The organism is Parabacteroides sp. B2-S-102 (assembly GCF_023656665.1).
Taxonomy (GTDB): domain Bacteria; phylum Bacteroidota; class Bacteroidia; order Bacteroidales; family Tannerellaceae; genus Parabacteroides; species Parabacteroides distasonis.
Genome location: NZ_JAMOKM010000009.1, coordinates 167,991 through 190,593 on the forward strand (window position 1 = coordinate 167,991; position 22,603 = coordinate 190,593).

Consider the following 22,603-nt stretch of genomic DNA (forward strand, 5'->3'; position numbering starts at 1 on the left):
TAAAACTTCGTTATCATTTCCAAAAAAACACCTATATACCAGCCTTATAACCCCCTATTTGATTTATTCTGCTTATATTTGCGAGTTATCAACAGTTAGGGCGATTTATCAACAAAACAAGCATTGTTTTGATTGAACCCTGTTTGGTTCAGTTTTTAATGTTTAGTTTTGCCCTCGAATTAATTAGGTATAGTATGGGAAAGATTATCGCTTTAGCAAATCAGAAAGGTGGAGTCGGGAAGACAACCACCACGATTAATCTGGCTGCGTCATTGGCCGCTCTTGAGAAAAAGGTGCTGGTCGTAGACGCTGATCCGCAGGCGAATGCCTCATCCGGTCTGGGTGTGGACATACGTAATGTAGAACTTTCTATCTATGAATGTCTGGTGAACGGTGAGGATGCGAGCGGCGCTATCACACAGACTGAAGTGGAAGGACTGGATATCATCCCCTCTCATATCGATTTGGTGGGAGCGGAGATCGAGATGCTAAACTTGGAGAATCGTGAACGGATCTTGAAGCAGATATTGACACCGCTGAAAGAGAAGTACGATTTTATCCTGATCGACTGCTCTCCTTCTTTGGGATTGATAACCGTGAATGCCTTGACAGCCGCCGATTCGGTGATCATCCCGGTACAATGCGAGTATTTCGCCTTGGAAGGTATCAGTAAGCTGTTGAACACGATCAAGATTATCAAATCAAAGCTGAACCCGGCACTGGAGATAGAGGGATTCCTCTTGACTATGTATGATTCCCGCCTGCGTTTGGCGAACCAGATTTATGAGGAAGTGAAACGTCCGTTCCGTGATTTGGTATTTACTACCGTGATCCAACGAAACGTGAAGTTGAGCGAGGCTTCCAGTTACGGTAAACCTGTCTTATTGTATGACGCGGATTCGAAAGGATCTATCAACCATATGCAGTTGGCACAGGAGATTGTTGAAAAAAATAAAGGATTATGGCAGCATTAAAAAGATCGGCGTTAGGCCGTGGATTAGACGCGTTAATTACGATGGATGACCTGAAGACAGGTGGTTCATCGTCTATTAGTGAGATCGAGTTAAGCAAGATCCAGCCTAATCCGGAACAACCTCGATCCATCTTTGAGGAAGAGACCTTGGAGGAGTTGGCTACCTCTATCCGCTCGTTAGGCGTGATACAGCCGATTACGTTGAAGGAAATCGGCCCCGAGCAATATATGATCATCTCTGGCGAACGCCGTTATCGTGCGTCGCTAAAAGCAGGTTTGGAGCGTATTCCCGCTTATATTAAGACGGCGGCCGACGAAAACGTGGTGGAGATGGCTTTGATAGAGAATATCCAACGAGAGGACTTGAACTCTATCGAAATCGCGTTAGCTTATCAAAAATTAATCGATAATTACGGCTTGACCCAAGAGGGGCTGAGCGAAAGGGTTGGAAAGAAACGTGCTACGATCGCTAATTACCTTCGTTTATTGAAACTTCCCGCCGAGATCCAAGTAGGATTGAAGGACAAGAAGATCGATATGGGACATGCCCGGGCATTGATCCCGGTGGATGATCCGGAGGTTCAATTAGCTTTATATGAGCAGATATTGGCTCAAGGACTCTCCGTTCGTAACGTGGAGGAGATGGTGCGTAATATAGCCGAGGGAATACAACCGGAATTGCCGGAAAAGAAAAAATCGGATCGTAAGCCGATACTTCCGGAAGAGTTTAAATTGCTGAAAGATCATTTGTCCCGTTACTTCAATACGAAAGTCCAGTTGACTTGCAATGAGAAGGGAAAAGGTAAAATTACGATTCCTTTCGCCACGGAAGAAGAGTTGGAGCAATTGATCGGGTTACTGGATAAATTGAAATGAGAAATCGAATCATACTCCTTTTGATCGGATTCATGTGCTATGCCGGGATGGGTAACGCACAGGAGGATAAGACGGAGAAAGCCGTTCCTGCTATAGTTTCCGATTCCGTGGAGGTAGCTGCCCCGGATTCTACCGTGCAAGCCGTCTTGATGGCGGCCGATTCGGTGGGTGTACCGGAAGTGAAGATGAAGCTGGCTTTTAAGCCGAATCCGACAAAAGCGGTCTTGTTCGCCTTGGTACCGGGTCTGGGACAGATCTATAACCGGAAATATTGGAAATTACCGATCGTTTACGGTGGCTTGATGGGATGTATGTATGCCGTGACTTGGAACAACAAGAACTATAAGGATTATTCGACGGCTTATAAGGATATCATGTATGATGCCGCTAAGAATCTGGAAAATCCGGATGCTTGGAGTAAAAGTTGGCAAGACTTGACTTCCATGGCTCCTGAGGATGCGATTAATAATTCAAATTTCAAGGATCAATTGAAAAGACAGAAGGATTATTTTCGTCGATATAGAGACTTGAGTATAATTATTACGGTCGGGGTGTATGCGTTGAGTATCGTGGATGCCTACGTGGATGCCCAGTTATTCGATTTTGATATATCACCGGATTTATCCTTGCATTTGGAGCCGGTTGTTAGTCCGAAGACGAGTGTCACGCCTCGTACTTACGGATTAAATTGCAGTCTAAAATTCTGATATACATGAAAAGATACCTGCTAGCACTCATTTGTTTAAATTGTTTGGTCTCATTGGTCTATGCGCAGGAAGAGACCCGAATTGAGGAAAAAGATACCTTAAGCTCGCTGGAGTCTGAGGTCGGATTGATTCCGGAAAGCTTGGATGCGAACGTGGATAGTTTGCTCCGTACTTGGCATGTGCAATATTTCTCAAAAAGAGAGGACTTTTGCCATGATGACGACGAGAATGTCTATTTCCCGGATTCGGTCTATATCGACCGCCTGTCTAGGCTTCCCAGCGTGATCGCTTTGCCCTATAATAATATAGTGCGTGATTGTATTGACTTATATGCGGAGCGTAAACGAAATTTAGTGCGTTATATGCTGGGGATGGCGGACTTTTATTTTCCGATAATCGAGCAGGTGTTGGATGAGCATGACCTGCCTATTGAATTGAAATATCTCGCCGTCGTGGAAAGTGCCTTGAATCCGGTAGCCCTCTCTCGTGTGGGCGCTTGTGGTTTATGGCAATTCATGCTTCCTACGGGTAAGAGCTATGGCTTGGAGATTAATAGCTTGGTGGACGAGCGCCGGGACCCCTTGAAAGCGACCGAGGCCGCTTGTAAGTATTTCAAGGATATGTACGCTATCTATGGGGATTGGAATTTAGTGTTGGCATCTTATAACTGCGGGCCGGGCAACGTGAATAAAGCGATCCGTCGTTCGGGGGGCAAGACGGACTTCTGGGATATCTTCCCTTATTTACCGAAAGAGACTCGTTCATACGTCCCCTTATTTATCGCCGCCAATTACGTCATGAATTATTATTGCGAGCATAACATCTGTCCGATGCAAACCAGCTTGCCGCTAGCCACGGATACGGTCATGGTGAATAATGCCCTACATTTGCAGCAGGTATCGGATCTATTGCAAGTAGATATTGAGACGTTGCGTGCGTTAAATCCACAATATAAAAGAGACATCGTTCCGGGTAATACCCGCCCTTCGGTTTTGAAACTACCTGCGGCGGAAACCTATGCTTTTATCGATAAAGAAGATACGGTCTATACGCATCGGATCGAGGAACTGTTGGCGAATTGCATTTCTGCGAATAACTCTAATGGCTCTTTACCAAGTGGTGCGACCCGGGAAAAAATCACCCACGTGGTATTGAGTGGTGAGAATCTTTATACGATCGCTAATCGCTATGGAGTGACAGCGAAAGATATCCGTAAATGGAACGGGCTAGGCTCCAACCGGGTAGCGAAAGGAAAACGGTTAAGATTATATGTAGATAATGGGGGTGTCGCTTTTGCCTCGGCTACCAAGACTCCGGTGAAATCAACTACCGTGACTGCGAAATCAACTGCGACAACAACGAAAAAGTCGGCTTCCGCCGCTACAAAACAGATCGCTTCCGCTAATAAAGATTTTGTCTCTTATAAGGTTAAATCGGGAGATTCGCTTTATTCGATTTCCAAGAAATACCCTGGGGTTACCGCCTCTTCCTTACAAAAGGTGAATGGGCTGTCAAGTCCGGATATCCGTCCGGGTCAAGTACTGAAGATACCGGTAGGATGATCATTCGGGGATAATTCGTCTTTAACTCTTTTTTTTCGCTTTCTTCCTGCACTGGAGAAGGATGTGAATGATTTTTTATTCCTTTGTATACGAAAAAAGATACAATCGTATGGGTTCATTGGATGAAAAGATATCAGTGGTCAAGGCTAAACCTTGGTTGGTCAGTTTGGTTTGCGCGGTGTTTATCGCCTACCCGAATTTGGCATGGATCTTTTGTGACATGAGCTATCTGGCTCCGAACGATCATCAAGGATTTTTACTCTTCTTTGGGTTCCGTTTTCTTTACTTCTGGGGACTTATTTGGTTTTTGCTGAAAAGTAACTTGAGGCATGAGGATTGTACCTCCTTCTTCGAGCGGTTGCTCTGGAATGCCCTGTACGTTTCCGGAGGCTTTGTTGTCTATAAATTGATCTCCTTCCTGACTATTAGTTATGATCGTTTTTTGAGTATCATTATCTTCCAGTTTATCGTGTTGGCGTTGTTATGTACCTTGATCGGCTATATACAAATGCTATATCACAATCAACGGGAAAAGGATCAATTGATCGAGAATCTGCGTGTCGAGAATTTGCAGAGCCGCTGCGATGCATTGGTGAACCAGATCAATCCGCATTTCTTTTTCAATTCATTGAATGGAATCTCCTCCTTGATACGGAAGAAAAACGATGAGAATACCTTGTTGTATGTTACGAAATTGTCCGATATATTCCGTTATATCCTTCAGAGTGATAAAAAGAATTTGGTACCACTGTCGGAGGAGCTTGCGTTTATAGAGGCTTTTCAGCATGTAATGGTAGTCCGTTTCGCCAATAAGCTTACTTTTACGATCGAAGTTCCCGAAGATAAGCGGAACTTGCGAATTCCCGTATTATCTTTGCTTCCGTTGGTAGAGAACGTGACGGTACATAATATTATAGACAGCGAGCACCGGATGGATATCTTGATCCGGCTGAACGAGCGAATGGAACTGGTTGTTTCTAATCCAATCTATCCGAAATTGACCTTACCGGATACGAATGGAACCGGGCTTAAGAATCTGGAGAATCGTTTCTTGCTATTAATGAATAAACAAATACGGGTAGAATCTGATGAGGATGAGTTTCAGGTATACCTACCCCTAAAATGATGCTATATGAGAATACTGATCGTAGAGGACGAGACCGCCGCCTATGAGAACTTAGCGGATATGTTGGTTACAATAGATCCCACGCTTGAGATCATGGGAAATACGGAGAGTGTCCAGCAAACGGTACGTTGGCTGCAAGCCAATCCGAGGCCGGATTTGATTTTTATGGATATTCATTTATCGGACGGTTCCGCTTTCGCTATTTTTGACCAGATAGAGGTGGAGGCACCGATTATCTTTACTACGGCGTACGATCAATATGCGATCGACGCTTTCAAAGTAAACAGCATAGACTATATCTTGAAGCCGATTAAGTCGGAAGAATTGAAAAGGGCCTTAGATAAGTTTAGCCGATGGAATCATCAAGATATCATCCATTATTTATCCCAATTAACACAGTTGTCTACTACTCCTAAATACAAGGATAAACTACTGATTCCTATTAAGGATAAATTGTTGCCTATTAGCTTGAAAGATGTGTCTTGTTTCTATACGGCTGATAAGAATACATATGTTTATTTAAAGAGTGGTAATTCGTATCCATATGCTAAAACATTGGAACAGATAATTTCTTCTTTAAGTCCTGCTGATTTTATTCGTGCGAATAAACAATTCATCATTTCTCGTGATAGCGTGAAGGACATAACAATTTGGTTTGATAGCCGTTTGCTCGTTACTTTGGATATAGAAGTGCCTGAGCGTATATATATTAGTAAAAATAAAGCATCCGAGTTTAAGTCTTGGATAGTAAGTCTGGAATAATAATTAAATAGAAATGCCGGTTCTCTTAAAGCCGGTATTTTTTTGCCCTTTTCGTGTTCAATCCCCATTTTTTCCTTTTCGTCAACAATCGGAAACTTCCTATCCGATAATTCTTCATCTTTGCAATATAAACAAGGAGATACATCAATAAGATGTAAGTTGAAATTTTGATGTTAATCCGAGTTTTATCATACACATTAGATAGGTTAATAGGTTTGTAAAAAAGGATTAGTCCGAAACAAAAGAATGTTTAGGCTATCTTCTCTAAAATGAGTGTTTGTTTTGTAAATGGTTTTGTAATAGGTAAATTGTAGGTATTATGAGAAAGTTAATTATGGCGGTAGCGGTTTTGGGAATGAGTGCTACAATGAATTTTGCGAAAGCGCAATGTGTGAATGAATATGGGAATAAAGAACCGTTTGCGGTAGAGTTTAGCCGATTGAGTTCTTATCTAGGATTGGCTCCTTACCAAATGGAGGAGGTACTTAACATTAATGATTATTTTGTACAAGAACAAAGAAAGAGTTTGAGCAAAGACCTGAAGCGTCAGGATGAACGATTGCAAAAAGCCGTGTACGGCAATTTGAAGCTGATGAAAGAGGCGTTGACTGCCGATCAGTATCGCAAGTATGTCATATTGTTAAATGTAACTAACAACAATAACCGATTAACCGGAGCTGTGACATTTACGGATATCTATTTGGCTGAGAATAAATGAGTGTAACCTTGGCTCGATGTGATGTTGATTAGAAAGGCGATCCTTGTGTCGAACAGGGATCGCCTTCTTTGCTTCTGTCCTTTTCCTTTTGGAAGTGCGCTATCAGATTTTAGCGAAAGCTTGATCCAGATCATCTATAATATCATCTATATATTCGGTTCCGATGCTCAAGCGTACGGTGGATGGTGTTATGTGCTGTTGGGCAAGTTCTTCCGGGCTCATCTGGGAATGAGTGGTCGTGTATGGATGAATGACAAGGCTCTTTACATCGGCGACATTCGCTAGTAGGGAAAATATCTCCAGTGAGTCGATGAATTTCCAAGCGGCTTCCTGCCCGCCTTTGATCTCGAAGGTGAAGATACTGCCGGCACCATTCGGGAAATATTTATTGTAAAGTTCATGGTCCGGATGGGTAGGAAGTGATGGATGATTCACTTTTTCTACTTTCGGATGTTTTGATAAATAATCCACGACTTTCAATGCGTTTGCTACATGGCGCTCCACGCGTAGGGATAAGGTCTCTAATCCTTGCAACAATATAAAAGCATTGAAAGGAGAGATCGTTGCCCCGGTATCGCGAAGAATGACCGCACGGATACGGGTGACAAAGGCGGCGGAACCTGCTACGTCCGCAAATATGGCTCCATGATAACTTGGGTCTGGTTTAGCTAATGTAGGGAACTTATCTGCATTCGCCTTCCAGTCGAAAGTACCTCCGTCTACAATTACACCTCCTAGGCTACTGCCGTGTCCTCCTATGAACTTTGTGGCGGAATGGATGACAATGTCAGCTCCATGTTCGATCGGACGAATCAAGTAGGGGGTTCCGAACGTATTGTCTACGATTAATGGAACATGGTATCGGTGAGCGACTTCCGCTACCGCATCCAGATTCGTTACGTCAGAGTTAGGATTCCCGAATGTCTCTACATAAATGGCTTTCGTGTTTTCCCGGATGGCTGCTTCTAATGCGTTTAGGTCATTTACATTGATAATCGTATTAGTAATGCCTTGGGAGGCCAGTGTATGGGTGATCAGGTTGAAGGAACCGCCATACAAATTATCGGCCGCGATAATATGATCTCCTGCCCTCACTATGTTCTGTAACGCATAGGTGACAGCCGCTGCTCCTGAAGCCACGGCCAAACCTGCCACACCTCCTTCTAAGGCAGCTACACGTGCCTCGAAAACGCCTTGCGTGGAGTTTGTCAAACGTCCGTAAATATTCCCTGCGTCACGTAGGCCGAAACGGTCTGCCGCATGTTGTGCGTTATGGAATACATAGGAAGTTGTTTGATAAATGGGTACTGCACGTGCGTCGGTTGCGGGATCCGGTTGTTCTTGTCCTACATGAAGTTGTAATGTCTCGAAATGTAACTTCTTTGTTGCCATAGTCATCTTGTTTATTTAGTTCTTATTCTGTTGGCAAATGTATGATGTGTGTGCTTTTTGGACAAGATTCGTTGAGAATATAGAAAATAATACTATTTTTAGGGCTATAAATAGAATACATCTTCGGCGAAGGACGCTGGGGAATCAATCCGATAGAATTTTTTTCTTATGAATGTTTCAGATAAGTTAGACAAGGTGGATCTGCAAATCCTCCGAACGTTACAAGATAATGCCCGGTTGACTACGAAAGAGTTGGCGGCAAGGGTCAGTCTCTCGTCAACCCCGGTGTTCGAGCGTTTAAAACGTCTTGAGAATAGTGGATATATAAAGAAGTATATAGCGGTACTAGATGCGGAGAAGCTGAATCAAGGCTTTGTTGTCTTTTGTAGCGTGAAATTGGTTCGGCTGAATAAGGATATAGCTTTTGAGTTTACCCGGATTATTCAAGAAATCCCCGAGGTAACGGAGTGCTATAATATTTCAGGCGATTATGATTACTTATTGAAGATACACGCTCCCAATATGAAATATTATCAAGAGTTTATTTTAAATGTGTTAGGAACGATCGATAGTTTGGGCTCGTTGAGAAGTACTTTTGTCATGGACGAGGTTAAACACGACTATGGGATCCATATTTAAGCAGTAGATATTCTATTTTTGTCTTTTGTTAGGGTTTCCTTCCAAATATTTGTATATATTTGTGGCTATACAGTATAAAAATGGGAGGTGTAAAACCATGGACGATACAAAGGACACAAAAGATATAAAAGAAACGGGCGAGGCTGCGTCCGTTCTCTCTGCGGACGAACAGATGATACAAGATGGGTTCAATGCGTTGTTGAACGATTATTTGAAGTCAAACCACCGCCGTAAGGTCGAACGAATCACGAAAGCTTTTAATTTCGCCAATCAAGCGCACGCCGGAGTGAAACGGCGTTCCGGCGAACCTTATATAATGCATCCTATCGCCGTGGCTCGTATCGTATGCCGGGAGATGGGTTTGGGCTCTACCTCTATTTGCTCTGCGTTATTGCATGATGTCGTGGAAGATACCGAGTATACGGTGGAGGATATCCGGGATATGTTCGGAGACAAGATCGCCCAGATCGTGGATGGCTTGACGAAGATATCCGGTGGCATTTTTGGGGAACAGGCCTCGGCTCAAGCCGAGAACTTCCGTAAGTTGCTGCTGACTATGAGTGACGATATACGGGTGATTCTAATCAAGATCGCAGACCGTCTTCATAATATGAGGACTTTGGGTTCCATGCTTCCCGCCAAGCAATTTAAGATCGCGGGTGAGACTCTTTATCTGTATGCTCCTCTGGCGCATCGTCTGGGTCTCTTCTCGATCAAGACGGAACTGGAGGATTTGAGTTTTAAATATGAGCATCCGCAAGAATATGACTTCATCAGCGCTAAGTTGAAAGCGACAGAAGAGAGCCGTAATAAATTATTCGAACGTTTCGCCGCCCCTGTGGACGAGAAGCTGAAATCGATGGGACTTCAGTATGAGATGCGTGCCCGTGTGAAATCGGTCTATTCCATTTGGAATAAGATGGAAAGCAAGGGTGTCGCTTTCGAGGATATTTATGATATTTATGCGGTCCGCATTATTTTTGACCCGCTTCCCGGTGTGGACGAGAAAAACCAATGTTGGGATATCTACTCGGCTATTACGGATATTTACCGGATTCGTCCCGACCGTATCCGTGATTGGGTGAGCCGTCCGAAAGCGAACGGTTATCAAGCGCTTCATCTGACCGTTATGGGACCGGATGGACAATGGGTAGAGATCCAGATCCGTAGCCGCCGTATGGATGATATCGCAGAGAAAGGCTTCGCTGCCCATTGGAAATACAAGGAATCCAACGTGGAGGAGGATACGGAATTGGATAAATGGATACAAACCATTACCGAGATATTGGAGAGTCCGGACCCGAATGCGCTGGATTTCTTGGATACGATCAAACTGAACTTATTTACTTCCGAGATATTTGTTTTCACTCCGAAAGGAGATATAAAGACATTGCCCCAAGGGGCTACCGCCTTGGATTTCGCTTATGCGCTTCACTCCGATATCGGTAATAAATGTATTGGCGCTAAGGTAAACCATCGTTTGGTGCCATTGAGTCATCCGCTGTCCAGTGGAGATCAGGTGGAGGTCTTGACTTCCCGCTCTCAGGAGCCGCAACCGGAGTGGTTGAATTTCGTGACTACCGCTAAGGCTCGTGCGAAGATCGATGCCGTATTAAAGCGTGTCCGTAAAGAGGTCGCTAAGTATGGAGAGATAAAAGTTCTTGATGCCTTCAAGCGTTCGGAGCTTGAGGCGAGTACATCCAATCTGGATAAATTAGGCATGTATTTTGGATTCTCGAAACGCGAGGAATTCTTTTATGCGGTAGAGAAGGGGGATGTGGTTTTGCCCGAGAATTTAAAGAAGCTGTTGAAGGAGAAGACGGATAATGTCTTGTTTAAGTATGTGAAACAGGCGTTGGGTGTCGCTTCCAAGAAGGTGAAACAACCCGAAGAGGAGGAAGCCAAGAAAGAGAAGCCTAAATATGATAAGAAAAAGCCTTATTTATTGAAAGAGGAGGCTTTTGAGCGTAATTATGTAATTGCCGAATGTTGTAAGCCGATTCCGGGAGATGACTCTTTAGGTTTTATCAATGATGATGGAAATGTAGTAGTTCATAAACGTTCCTGCCCGATCGCCATGCGCTTGAAAAGTAGCTTTGGCGAACGTATCTTGAATACGGTTTGGAGCAGCCATATGAACGCTTCTTTTGAGGCCACGCTAGAGGTGAAAGGTATAGACTCGATAGGCGTACTGAATACGATCACGAAAACGATTTCCGAGGATTTCAACGTGAACATCATGCGCTTGCTGATCGAGGCGAAAGACGGCGTGTTTGAAGGTAAGATAAAGATGAAAGTTCATGACGTAGAAGATATCCAGAAAATGTGCGTGACTTTGTCGAAGATACAGAATATTAAATCTGTCGGACGTGTAGCGGATTAAGTGTAGCGAAGTGCTTCGCTACACTTTTGTTTTATAAAAGCTTTATCAGCCGACAATCAAATAAGTTATATAAGCTATATAACAAGCGATCAATAGGATTCCCTCCGGCCTAGTGATGGTCCGTTTCTTGAAGAAAAGGCCAAAAATATAAAGCAATACGCATGAACCGATCATGACGCCCAAATCCAGATTGGTAATGCCTTGTATGTTCATCGGCGTGATTGTCGCGCTACAACCTAATACGAAGAATATATTGAAGAGGTTGGAACCGATAACATTTCCGATCGCCATCTCCGGGTTCTTCTTTAATGCGGCCACGACGGAAGTCGCTAACTCAGGAAGAGAGGTTCCTCCGGCCACTAAAGTCAAACCGATAATAGATTCGCTAACACCCAGTCCACGGGCGATACCAGAAGCTCCATCCACGAAAAATTGTCCTCCGTAAATCAAACCAGCCAATCCACCAATGATGAATAAACTCGCTTTCCAAATGGGCATTATTTTAATCGTGCTCTCTCCATTTTCCTCTCTATTATGTGCGATCGCGAATGTATAGCCAAGGAAAATGGCGAAGAAGCATAATAGTAACATTCCATCGCTACTACTGATACTATTGTGCGATGCGCCGTTGATCAAAACGTCATTCGCACAAATAAATAATACGATTGAGGCAAGCACGCAAAGAGGGATCTCTTTGCTCAACGTACCTTTCGTGACGCTGATCGGTACGATAGCGGCCGTACAGCCGACAATCATCAAGGCGTTAAATATATTGCTTCCTACTACATTACCAATAGCGATATCCGAGCTTCCTTTCAAGGCGGATACGACACTGACCGTTAATTCCGGTGCGGAAGTCCCAAACGCCACAATAGTTAGCCCGATTACTAAGCTGGAAATATTGAAGCGTTTGGCTACCGAGGCGGCACCATCTGTCAAGGCGTTAGCCCCGACTAAAATTAGTAGTAAACCGCCAATTAGTAATACGATATCCATTAGTCTTTAGAATGGCAAATCATCGATTGGATTGGCCGGTCCGAAATCAGGAGCGGATGAGGCTGGAGCCGTAGGAGCGGAAGCCGGAGCGAAATTATCCGGAGTTACTCCCATCGGAGCGGCTTGAGGAGCTGCCGCCATCGGACGGTCTACTTTCCATGCGTTGATACTGGTGAACCAGCGGCCTTGGTACTCACGGCTGTCAATGTCGAAAGAGACTGTCAATTCCTCGCCCGGCTGAATGGCCGCTTGAGCGATCTTATCCGCTCCGAATATCTGGAAGCATACTTTCTTGGGATATTGATCGTGTGTCTCTAATACGTACTCTTGTTTTTTCCATTCGTTTCCGGCTTTGCTGACACCGCCTACTTCCGGTAGGACTTGAATAATTTTTCCTGTAATTTCCATGTCTTGTATTTTATTTGCTTATGTTTTATTTAATTGGGGACGAAGGTACGGTTTTGTTCTGGTTTTATCAACAGAATAATCACACTTTCGGGGCAAAAGCATCGAATGCGTCTTTCATAGCTAACAGCTCTTCTTTGATCTGTTTCAGGCGGTTTACGATCTCTTCTTGCCGGATCGTCGTCTCTTTATTGTCCTTCAGTTTTTGCCGTGCGCCGGCCAAGGTCATCCCTCTCTCTTTAACCAGATGGTAGATGAGGCGTACCGCGTCGATATCCTCCTGCTTGTAAAAACGGGTACCTTTGCTCGTCTTCCTTGGATTGATGATATCGAACTCCTTCTCCCAAAAGCGAAGGGTGGACTCGTTCACGTCGAACATCTGCGCCACCTCGCTGATGGAAAAATAGAGTTTGAGATCTTTATTCTTTTTTAGACTCATACTGCTAATGAAGTTTAATCCATAACCTGACCATGATTCTCGGCAATCTGGATCATACGGTCGTATTCCTCAGGTGAGAGATCCATGTAATAGTATTTAGATGGGTTATCATACTTCCCTCGTACGATTACCTCATAATGCAAGTGAGGGCCGGTAGATTTCCCGGTATTTCCAACCTCGCCAATCACCTCTCCACGAGTAACCTTTTGTCCGACACGTTTCTTGAACTTACTCATATGACCGTATAAAGTCTGATAGCCGTAGCCATGATCGATAATCAAACAATTTCCGTATCCCTGTTTCCAAGCGGCGAAAGTGACAACGCCATTACCTGTCGCATAGATCTCCGTTCCCACTTTAGCCGAGAAATCCATTCCGGAATGGAAACGAGGTGTACGGTAAATCGGGTCGATACGTACGCCATAGCCGGAAGCGGTACGACGCAGATCCTTATTGGAAATCGGCTGGATCGCCGGGATACATTTACTTCTCTCTTCTTGGTTCTTTCCTAGAGAGATCAGTTCTTCCAAGGAATTGGATTGGATATATAATTGCTTACGTAGCATATCCATCTTTTGGGTCGTGGAGACAACAAGCTCCGGATTGGACAGGCTCATCAAATGCTCGTAACGGTTTGTCCCTCCAAACCCGGCTTTCCGAACGGACTCGGGTATAGACTCAGCTTGGAAGATAGCCCGGTACAGATTCTCGTCACGCTGTTGGATATCATCCAATACGTCCAACGCGTTATTTAAGCGAAGGGAAAGCACCTCGTATTGAGTTTGCAATAGGCGGTTCTCCTTACGTAACTGAGATTCCATCGGAGAGTCCACCAAATGCATCATGACGAAAAAAGTGGCTACGCCGAATGCTATTCCGGTGCTTAAATGGCGGAGAACGGTGAACAGCCGGTCTTTGCTAGATGGGTATACACGCTCATAATTGAGAGTGTTCGGATTGTATAAATAGTATGTTTTGCGACTTTTAAAGAGTTTCATCTACATTTTTTGTTATCTGAATGCACGCAAAAATAATAATTTGCAGTACTTTTGCAAATTGTTTTTCAGAATATTAACGAGAACTATATAAATAGATTATGTTGACAGCAAAAGAAATCCGTGAATCCTTCAAGCAATTCTTCGCTTCTAAGGAACACCAGATCGTGCCTTCCGCTCCAATGGTGGTAAAGGGTGACCCCACGTTGATGTTTACGAACGCGGGAATGAATCAGTTTAAAGATATTATCTTGGGCAACGTGCCCCGTAAGTATCCTCGTGTCGCGGACTCTCAGAAATGTCTTCGTGTTAGCGGTAAGCATAACGATTTAGAGGAGGTAGGACATGATACCTATCATCATACGATGTTTGAGATGCTCGGAAACTGGTCGTTCGGAGATTATTTTAAGAAAGAGGCGATCAACTGGGCTTGGGAATACTTGGTAGAGGTATTGAAGCTGAATCCGGAGCGTTTATATGCCACCGTATTCGAGGGAAGCCCCGCTGAAGGCTTAGATCGTGATAACGAAGCTGCTGGTTATTGGGAGCAATATTTACCGAAAGATCATATTCTGAACGGTAACAAACATGATAACTTCTGGGAAATGGGGGATACGGGTCCTTGCGGTCCCTGTTCCGAGATCCATATCGATCTTCGTTCGGACGAGGAGCGTGCGGCGGTCAGCGGCGCCGATATGGTAAATAAGGATCATCCGCAGGTAATCGAGATCTGGAATCTTGTATTTATGCAATTCAACCGTAAGGCCGATGGTTCTTTGGAACCGCTGCCGGCTAAGGTGATCGATACCGGTATGGGATTCGAGCGTCTGTGTATGGCATTGCAGGGTAAGACCTCAAATTATGATACGGACGTATTCCAACCGATTATCAAGGTAATTGCGGGAATGGCGGGTACGACTTACGGTACGGATAAACAGCAAGACATCGCCATGCGTGTGATCGCCGACCACATCCGTACGATCGCTTTCGCTATCACGGACGGACAGTTGCCTTCCAACGCTAAGGCCGGTTATGTAATCCGTCGTATCTTGCGGCGTGCTGTTCGTTACGGTTATACGTTCTTGGATCGCAAGGAAGCGTTTATGTATAAGCTTTTGCCCGTATTGATCGAGACGATGGGCGACGCTTATCCGGAATTGATCGCTCAGAAAACCTTGATTGAGAAGGTTATCAAGGAGGAGGAAGAATCTTTCCTTCGTACCTTGGAAACCGGTATCCGTTTGCTGGATAAGAAAATGGAGGAGACGAAGGCTGCGGGCAAGACGGTCTTGAATGGCGTAGATGCCTTTACATTATATGATACCTACGGATTCCCGTTGGACTTGACGGAATTGATTCTTCGTGAGAACGGCATGGAAGCCGATATCGAGGAGTTCAATAAGGCTATGCAGAAGCAGAAAGAGCGTGCCCGTAACGCCGCCGCTATCGAGACAGGCGACTGGATCACGCTGAAAGACGGTGAATGTAAGTTCGTGGGTTATGATTTGTTCGAATGCGAGGCAGAGATCTTGCGTTATCGCCAGATCAAACAAAAGAATAAAGTATTATACCAGATCGTTCTGGATCAAACCCCGTTCTATGCGGAAATGGGTGGACAGGTCGGTGATACGGGTTGGTTGATCGCCGACGACGAGAAGATCGACGTGATCGATACGAAACGAGAGAATAATTTGCCGGTTCATTTGGTAGCGAAACTCCCGAAAGATGTGACAGCTACTTTTACTGCGAAGATCAACGAGAAAAAGCGTATCCAGTGTGAGTGTAACCACTCTGCCACGCACCTTTTGCATGAGGCGCTGCGTGAGGTATTAGGTACGCACGTAGAGCAGAAAGGTTCGTATGTTTCGCCTGATTCTTTACGTTTCGACTTCTCTCATTTCCAGAAAGTGACGGACGAGGAAATCCGTAAGGTGGAAATATTGGTTGGAGAGAAGATCCGTGCGAACTTCCCGTTGGAAGAGCATCGCAATATGCCGATCGCCGAAGCAAAGGCGCTAGGGGCTATGGCTTTGTTCGGTGAGAAATATGGCGATGAGGTACGTGTCGTGAAATACGGAAGCTCCGTGGAGCTATGTGGTGGTACGCATATCCCGGCAACCGGTATGATCGGTTCTTTGCGCGTGATAGGAGAGAGCTCTATCGCCGCAGGAGTCCGTCGTATAGAGGCGGTTACGGCCGAGGGCGCCGAGCAATTCGTATATGCCCAGCAAGATCTGATCCGTGAGTTGCGTGCGTTGATGAACCATATGCCGAATTTGGCGCAAGCGATGAAAAAGTCTATCGAGGAGAACGCCGAGATGAAGAAACAGATCGAGGATTATATCCGTGAGAAGTCTATGCGTTTGAAGGAGGAGATCGTGGCGAAAGCTTCGGAGAGCAACGGTATCAAGGTTATGCAATTTGTAGGCAAGGCAAATGCGGACGCTATGAAGAACGTGGCTTTCCAGATCAAGGCGGAGACAACCGATAGCTTTGTCTTTGTTGCCGGTATCATTGACGATAACAAATGCACGCTCATGCTTATGTTAAGCGATGATTTGGTGAAAGAGGGCTTGCATGCCGGTAAGATCGTAAAAGAGGCCGCTAAGCATATCCAAGGCGGTGGTGGTGGACAACCCCATTTCGCTACGGCCGGCGGTAAGAACATGGAGGGCCTTTCCATTGCGGTTGGCGCTGTGAAAGAGGCTGTTGGAGTACAGTAAAATCGGTTCGGAAGAAATTGACTTTTCTTTCGGACTTAATGATAGATTCCTTCGGATCGAATAAGAATTCCATCCGAAGGAATTTTTTTATGTCGTTTTGATAATCGGAATACATGTTTTACCTTTGTGGTCTAAGGTTTTAAATAAAAAAGATATGTCAGAGCAAAAAGTGGTTATTTGCAAGGACCTGAAATCGGAACTGCAAGATTTTCTCTCCTCTCTAAAATACGATAAGTTGTTCATCCTTATGGATACGAATACCAAAGAGAAATGTTTTCCCTTGGTAGAGGATATACCGGCCTTTCGAAAGGCGCCGATTCTCGTGATGGAAGCGGGTGATATGAATAAGGGTTTTGTCTCATTAGCCCAGATATGGACAGCTTTGTCGAATGAGGGGGCTTCCCGTAACTCCTTGCTGGTGAATTTGGGCGGCGGTATGATTACGGATATGGGTGGTTTTGCCGGCGCTACTTTCAAGCGGGGCATCCGTACGATCAATATCCCTACGACCTTGATGGCGTCCGTCGATGCTGCGGTTGGCGGTAAGACGGGTATAAACTTCAATGGGTTGAAGAACGAGGTCGGTTCTTTTTATCCCCCCTTGTGTGTATTCATCGATTGCGATTTCTTGCGCACGTTGGATCGCGATAATATCCTTTCCGGTTATGCGGAGATGATCAAGCACGGGTTGATTAGTTCGATGGAGAATTATGCGTCTGTCATGCTTTTTGATATCGACACCATGAATTATTCGTATTTGAATAGTTTGGTAGGCCAGTCGGTCGCCGTGAAAGAGCGGATCGTAGAGGAAGATCCCAAGGAACAAGGTATTCGTAAGGCATTGAATTTCGGTCATACGATCGGCCACGCTTTCGAGAGCTTGTCTTTCCTGAAAATGCGTCCGATCTTGCATGGTCATGCGGTAGCGGCGGGTATCGTGAGCGAGCTTTACCTCTCGCATAAGCTGTGTGGCTTCCCGATGGAGAAATTGAGTCAAGTCGTTTATTATATAAAAGAGTATTATCCGGCGCTCTTCTTTGACTGCACGGACTACGATACCTTATATGAGTTAATGACACATGATAAAAAGAATGAAGGCGGTATCATCAACTTCACTTTACTGAAAAATGTAGGGGATGTCCGTATCAACCAATCGGTCACCAAAGAAAAAATCTTGGAGTCTCTTGATTTTTATCGTGAAAGTTTTGGCATTTAACGGAAAAAAACTACCTTTGCACCCGTAAAATAAAAGCGGGATGTAGCTCAGCCCGGTTAGAGTACGCGTCTGGGGGGCGTGTGGTCGCTGGTTCGAATCCAGTCATCCCGACTAAAGCTGAGAGAAAAGGAGTTAAGTCTATGGCTTAACTCCTTTTTTTGCTCTCTATCACTTTCCTAAAACAATGAGGCAGTAGAAATTCCGACTCATTCGATATTCATGGGGGATAGCCTTAAATCATGACAATAGATTAAAATTGATATATTTCCGTTTGAATTTAGTGCGGTCATTCCAGCCTGTTTTAGCCATTATATCTGTTAATGGTTGCTTAGTGCCGACTTATCGGTGCATGCTCTGTGAGTTCAAAGTCTTTTGGGGCACGATTGTTTATCGGAGTAGGGAGGCCTAGCTGTTTGATAGAGTGCCATTGGCTGCTGAAGTGAATAACTAACGGCTTGTCGAATGAATAACTAGCGGCTATATATAGCCGCTAACTAACGGCTCGGGAAGTGAATAACTGATCACTTGGAAAGCCTTCTACGGCCTGCGAAATCAAGTATGCGTTAACCTAGAGGAGGATTCTTGGAAATTATATTATATATGTACACGTACATTAAAGAATATGATGTATATGAATAGGATTTAGTAATACATACCAATAATATCAAGGACTGATTTATCTAATAAAACGGCTAGTATAAACGATCGTTTTAATTCGTCATTTGCAAAGGTACGCGTTTCTTTGATACCTGCAACCCTTCCGAGCTATTTTTTTCATCCCTTATTCGCTTTCTTATCAATAGGATAGCCTATCCTTTACGAAACAACCGATTCCGTAAACGAACCTCCCGTTTTCCCTCTTCAAAAACGCAAGATCTAAACGATGGTCTAGACTAGTCGTTTTGGTATGGCGAAGGATAATTAAAGAGTTGGGAGATATTTAATTAACACTATTATTAATATTTAAATTAGAGATTATGAACAAGAAGTTTTTTACTTTGGCGGTTAGTGTCCTGCTAACCTCGGCGTTTACCTCTGTCTCTGCTATTAATACAACTACATCTCCGGATAAAGTTGTAGCTGCAAATGGCACGAAGGATGATGGCCATGAATTCAAATCAGGCAAGAAGTATTATGTAGCGATGACTGCTGCTGATGGTACTTTAACTGATGGAGAATTTGTATTAGGAATAAAGAATACGGATGGAACATTAAGTGCCACAACAGCTGCTGCGGAAAATGTTAAGTTTGATGACGAGAATATTGCTCAATATCTGTGGGTGGTAGAGAATGCTGTAGGTACGGATGGTAAGACGTATTATACATTTAAGAATCCGGAAGCCGGGGCTTATTTGAGCTTTGATAAGAGCGGTAATTTGGTGACAAAAAAAACGGAAGCGGTAGCAGGCAAGGCTGATAAGTCTATTTATTTTTATTTTGGTTCAAATGATAGTTATGACGGAAAGGGACAATTGCTTAAGTCTGCGGCTAAGGCTCCGGATAATGAATTAACTCTATCTGAAAATGGAATCGCTGTTGGTGCGACAGGTGATAATAAAATCGTTCTGTTTGAGGCCGCTGAAAATACAATGACTGCTGATGAGTTGAATAGTCAATATCTAGGAGATGGCTTCTCTTTGAAGTTCGCTAAGGAACCGACAGAAAATATTTTCAGCCAGACAGTAAAGGCATACAATTTAGCGGCGACTGTGGCTCCCAAGGCTGGTACTTATTTTGCGATATCAACACCTGCGGAAGGTATCAATACACCCGATGACTTTGAGGCTTCTACATTCATAGCGATTAACTTGGAGAAGAATTATGGCTTTAACGCCCTAGATCCTAAGGCTGGACAAGGTTATGAGTTTACGATAGTTGGTGGTAATGTGTTGAAGAAGGATGCTGACATTGAGAAAGATGAATTACCGGTAGAGAATGCGATGTTCACGGTGACAGAGAAATATCCTACAAATGATCCGGGTAAATATACTTTGACAATGTCCGCTACGGTTATTAAGGATGGAAAATATGATGCTGGACAGAATGTTGCTGTAGGTGTCGTAACGAATGCAGGCACTAATTATTTAACGACAACCTCGGTAAATGGTGCCACGGTAGCTCAGTTTGGCGCCTCTAATATTATTAAACCGGAATCGTTATTGAAGGCTGATGCTCCAGCTGTTTATCAGATCATGTTCACAAGTGGAGCAGATAAGGTAAGTGGTAACAATAGCTCAGAGTATGGTAAATATTTGCGAGTTAGTACGACTACCACCGGTGGTTCTACCACTTGGAGTTTGTTAGCTGATGGATCAGACTATACGATGATGAACGCTCCGATCGCTCAATGGACAATCGTTGGCGTAGATGAGAATGGATCATTTATCTTCCGTAACCGTGAGACAAATGTTGAGATCAAGCTAGGTTTGTATGATCAAAATAACGCTATCCTTGTTCATGGTGCTAAGATTTGTACAGGTAAATGGGATACTCCTGCAGATGTTACAGATGCGAAATTCATATATGGATATGTGAATAGAGCAAATGAGCATGTTTATTCCTCAACTCATGGCGAGATTAATGCTAAGAATATCCAATTAATCCCTGTAGAGAGTGTTGATCCGATGGCCGGTTTCTTGAATCTATCCGATGAGGCTATCGCTTATGGTCCGGTTAAATTGAATTTCAAGAAACAAGATTCCCGAATCGCCGATGATTTACTTTTGACAGTTGTTGATAATGATAAGGTTGAAGCTCATAAGCAAGAGGCCGGCTTTACTTTGTGGAATATCACTAAATTTGACAAAAGTGCAGCCGAGTTGAAAGCTGCTAAATCTGATACGATCCTGAACGTTAAGGGTTATGCTTATTGGGATGCCACTAAGAAATTAGTGAAGACTGTTGCTTCTGGTGATACGGTAGCCGTATTGTCTTATGCTTTCAATCCGGTTAATTCAGATAAATATTTGAAGGCTGATGCCTCTGCTATCGCTACCGTTACTAATTCTACTCCTATGGGTAAGTTTATATTCAAGCAGAACTTGGATGGTTCTTATTCCATGTTGAAGTCTGATAAGAAATATACCGATATGATTAAGGCTGATGGTAATGTCGCTAGCTTGAATACAGGAACAGGAAAGGTAGAGTTTAATTCTTCTACAATCTATGCTGATAAAGACAGTTATCGTGCAGTCTCCTTATTGCGTGAGGATATGGTATCCTTGAAAGGGGAGTTACGTCATGCGGCTTTCCAAGCTGTAAATGGTGGATTCATGGCTGTAGGTAAGGATATGCAGGCAGTGGTAGCTCCGGCTGACGCATCTGCGGAGAACTTGACATTCTGGTTGGATACCGCTGATGTCAATACTTACTTACCTTCGTTCTTCATCTCCAAAGGTATAGCGGAAAAGACGGAGAGAGCCTTCTTGTACAATGCGTATGACTCTGCTTATTATTATAGCACAGGTGCCGCAAGTGAGGTTAAGGATTTCAACTATATCATGAAAAACCAAGGCGAAGAAATAGTGAAAGCTATTTTCCGTCCTGCTACTTTGGTGAATGCAGATACACTGACTACTCAAGTGAAAGGTGAGACTGTGACTGTTGCGGCTGTCGCAAGTAAAGGCGTTTTGGCTGGCTTGAACAACTATAAGTTCAACATTGTATTGAAAGATGCCGCTACAGAAGGTGACTATGTGATTAGAAGCTTGTCTAATGCGCAGTATCTGTATAGTTTGAATGGAAAAATCGGTTTGACTAGCAATTTAAATGAAGCTTTGGTCGTAACCGTTGAAGATGGTATCATTCCGACCGGTAACGAGTCTATTGACAACGCTACTTCTTCTATCGTAGTAACAGGCAACGCCGGTTCTGTAACGATCCAAGGCGCTCAAGGCGAGACCGCTTATGTTCGCAACTTATTGGGTATGCCGTTGGCAGAGACAGTTGTCACTTCCGATAACGCTACGATCGCTGTTCCTGCTGGAATCGTTCTTGTAACGGTTGGCGACGAGACCGTAAAGGTTGTCGTTAAATAAGACATGTAAAGGAATAATGAAAAGATAAATCGAAAATCATTCCCGTGCGGATTATCCAAGTACCCCGAGAGGGCGAACAAGCGGGAATGGATTAATATTAATACTAAAGTAATAAATTAAAGTTCATCCGTAAGTACTTCCGTGAGGATGGAAACGGATCAAAGGCAAGGGGAGACAGTATTGCGCTGTTTCCCCTTATTTGTTGATAAGGGTAGATAAGGGCTTTGTTGGTGAAATGGACGGTATTCGATCTTTTTGATTGATATAAGGGGGATATCGTGACATACCCTTTTCGAGAGAGGTATGAAGTAGGGGAGATCGGAGGGGTATAAATAGCCTTTTTCATGCAAAAGGGCCGCTTTTTACACACGATAGGCGGTAAAAGGCAGTGCGACTAGTCGTGTTTGGCAACGCCAATAGTGCCGTTGGGCATCGTAAACAGTCATGAATAGGGTTGTTAGTACTCATGAATGGGCATCGTAACCCTGTTATATCCCTGTCGTAACTCAATGAGATAGCCCGGATAAGCTATAGGATATGAATTAGGATGAATTAAATTCGCTAGGATAAAAGGCTGTTTTTAACTAATGCGGTATAAGACAAATGATTGCTAATATTTTTTCTCGTATTTGGGGATAAGCTGTACGTTTGCCC

The 22,603-nt window shown here is 43.9% G+C and carries 17 protein-coding genes and 1 tRNA gene; 13 read left to right on the top strand and 5 right to left on the bottom strand.

Translation table 11 applies throughout. The annotated features are described in order from the left end of the window. Nucleotides 1-194: 194 nt before the first annotated feature. From NBH07_RS13310 to NBH07_RS13340, 7 genes are all read left to right on the top strand, one after another. The gene (locus NBH07_RS13310) at nt 195-974 is read left to right on the top strand and encodes a ParA family protein (protein WP_005861254.1); all 780 of its coding nucleotides are present in this window, start codon (nt 195-197) and stop codon (nt 972-974) included. Beyond that, nucleotides 962-1,849, top strand: coding sequence for a ParB/RepB/Spo0J family partition protein (locus NBH07_RS13315; RefSeq protein ID WP_005861256.1), 888 nt, complete (start codon nt 962-964; stop codon nt 1,847-1,849). The genes NBH07_RS13310 and NBH07_RS13315 overlap by 13 nt, the downstream gene beginning before the upstream one ends. After that, on the top strand, nt 1,846-2,556 hold the full coding sequence (locus NBH07_RS13320; RefSeq protein ID WP_005866821.1) for a DUF5683 domain-containing protein: 711 nt from the start codon (nt 1,846-1,848) through the stop codon (nt 2,554-2,556). The genes NBH07_RS13315 and NBH07_RS13320 overlap by 4 nt, the downstream gene beginning before the upstream one ends. A gap of 5 nt (nt 2,557-2,561) precedes the next feature. Then, a complete protein-coding gene (locus NBH07_RS13325) occupies nt 2,562-4,118 on the top strand; it encodes a lytic transglycosylase domain-containing protein (RefSeq protein ID WP_005861261.1) in 1,557 nt (518 codons plus the stop codon). Between the two features lie 67 nt (nt 4,119-4,185). Next, nucleotides 4,186-5,244 (top strand): sensor histidine kinase, encoded by a 1,059-nt coding sequence (locus NBH07_RS13330; protein ID WP_008780692.1) that lies wholly within the window; start codon nt 4,186-4,188, stop codon nt 5,242-5,244. Nucleotides 5,245-5,250: 6 nt separating this feature from the next. Next, nucleotides 5,251-6,006, top strand: coding sequence for a LytR/AlgR family response regulator transcription factor (locus NBH07_RS13335; RefSeq protein WP_005861264.1), 756 nt, complete (start codon nt 5,251-5,253; stop codon nt 6,004-6,006). A 319-nt stretch (nt 6,007-6,325) separates the two neighbouring features. After that, a complete protein-coding gene (locus tag NBH07_RS13340; RefSeq protein WP_005861266.1) occupies nt 6,326-6,724 on the top strand; it encodes a hypothetical protein in 399 nt (132 codons plus the stop codon). 102 nt (nt 6,725-6,826) lie between these two features. On the opposite strand, the gene NBH07_RS13345 is transcribed toward NBH07_RS13340, so the two are convergent. Further along, nucleotides 6,827-8,116 carry an O-acetylhomoserine aminocarboxypropyltransferase/cysteine synthase family protein gene (locus NBH07_RS13345; protein ID WP_005861268.1) on the bottom strand — a complete coding sequence of 430 codons (1,290 nt, stop codon included), beginning with the start codon at nt 8,114-8,116 and terminating at the stop codon, nt 6,827-6,829. A gap of 168 nt (nt 8,117-8,284) precedes the next feature. On the opposite strand from NBH07_RS13345, the gene NBH07_RS13350 reads away from it, so the two are divergent. Together NBH07_RS13350 and NBH07_RS13355 are read left to right on the top strand one after the other, a co-directional pair. Continuing rightward, nucleotides 8,285-8,755, top strand: coding sequence for an Lrp/AsnC family transcriptional regulator (locus NBH07_RS13350; RefSeq protein ID WP_005861270.1), 471 nt, complete (start codon nt 8,285-8,287; stop codon nt 8,753-8,755). A 97-nt stretch (nt 8,756-8,852) separates the two neighbouring features. After that, nucleotides 8,853-11,138 (top strand): RelA/SpoT family protein, encoded by a 2,286-nt coding sequence (locus NBH07_RS13355; protein ID WP_005861271.1) that lies wholly within the window; start codon nt 8,853-8,855, stop codon nt 11,136-11,138. 45 nt (nt 11,139-11,183) lie between these two features. On the opposite strand, the gene NBH07_RS13360 is transcribed toward NBH07_RS13355, so the two are convergent. The 4 genes from NBH07_RS13360 to NBH07_RS13375 form a co-directional block, all read right to left on the bottom strand. Then, on the bottom strand, nt 11,184-12,134 hold the full coding sequence (locus NBH07_RS13360) for a calcium/sodium antiporter (protein ID WP_005861273.1): 951 nt from the start codon (nt 12,132-12,134) through the stop codon (nt 11,184-11,186). Nucleotides 12,135-12,140: 6 nt separating this feature from the next. Next, the gene (locus NBH07_RS13365) at nt 12,141-12,542 is read right to left on the bottom strand and encodes a DUF3127 domain-containing protein (RefSeq protein ID WP_005861275.1); all 402 of its coding nucleotides are present in this window, start codon (nt 12,540-12,542) and stop codon (nt 12,141-12,143) included. A gap of 79 nt (nt 12,543-12,621) precedes the next feature. Beyond that, complete coding sequence (locus NBH07_RS13370; protein ID WP_005861277.1) at nt 12,622-12,978, bottom strand: MerR family transcriptional regulator; 357 nt, start codon at nt 12,976-12,978, stop codon at nt 12,622-12,624. A gap of 14 nt (nt 12,979-12,992) precedes the next feature. Continuing rightward, complete coding sequence (locus NBH07_RS13375) at nt 12,993-13,976, bottom strand: M23 family metallopeptidase (protein WP_005861279.1); 984 nt, start codon at nt 13,974-13,976, stop codon at nt 12,993-12,995. Between the two features lie 98 nt (nt 13,977-14,074). Between NBH07_RS13375 and alaS the strand changes: the two genes are divergently transcribed. From alaS to NBH07_RS13395, 4 genes are all read left to right on the top strand, one after another. Then, nucleotides 14,075-16,696 (top strand): alanine--tRNA ligase, encoded by a 2,622-nt coding sequence (alaS, locus tag NBH07_RS13380; protein ID WP_156682339.1) that lies wholly within the window; start codon nt 14,075-14,077, stop codon nt 16,694-16,696. A 154-nt stretch (nt 16,697-16,850) separates the two neighbouring features. Beyond that, nucleotides 16,851-17,912, top strand: a complete 1,062-nt coding sequence (aroB, locus tag NBH07_RS13385) for a 3-dehydroquinate synthase (protein ID WP_156682338.1) — start codon at nt 16,851-16,853, stop codon at nt 17,910-17,912. A 36-nt stretch (nt 17,913-17,948) separates the two neighbouring features. Then, nucleotides 17,949-18,023, top strand: a tRNA-Pro gene (locus NBH07_RS13390). An 866-nt stretch (nt 18,024-18,889) separates the two neighbouring features. After that, a complete protein-coding gene (locus tag NBH07_RS13395) occupies nt 18,890-21,949 on the top strand; it encodes a DUF6383 domain-containing protein (RefSeq protein WP_156682331.1) in 3,060 nt (1,019 codons plus the stop codon). Nucleotides 21,950-22,603 lie beyond the last annotated feature (654 nt).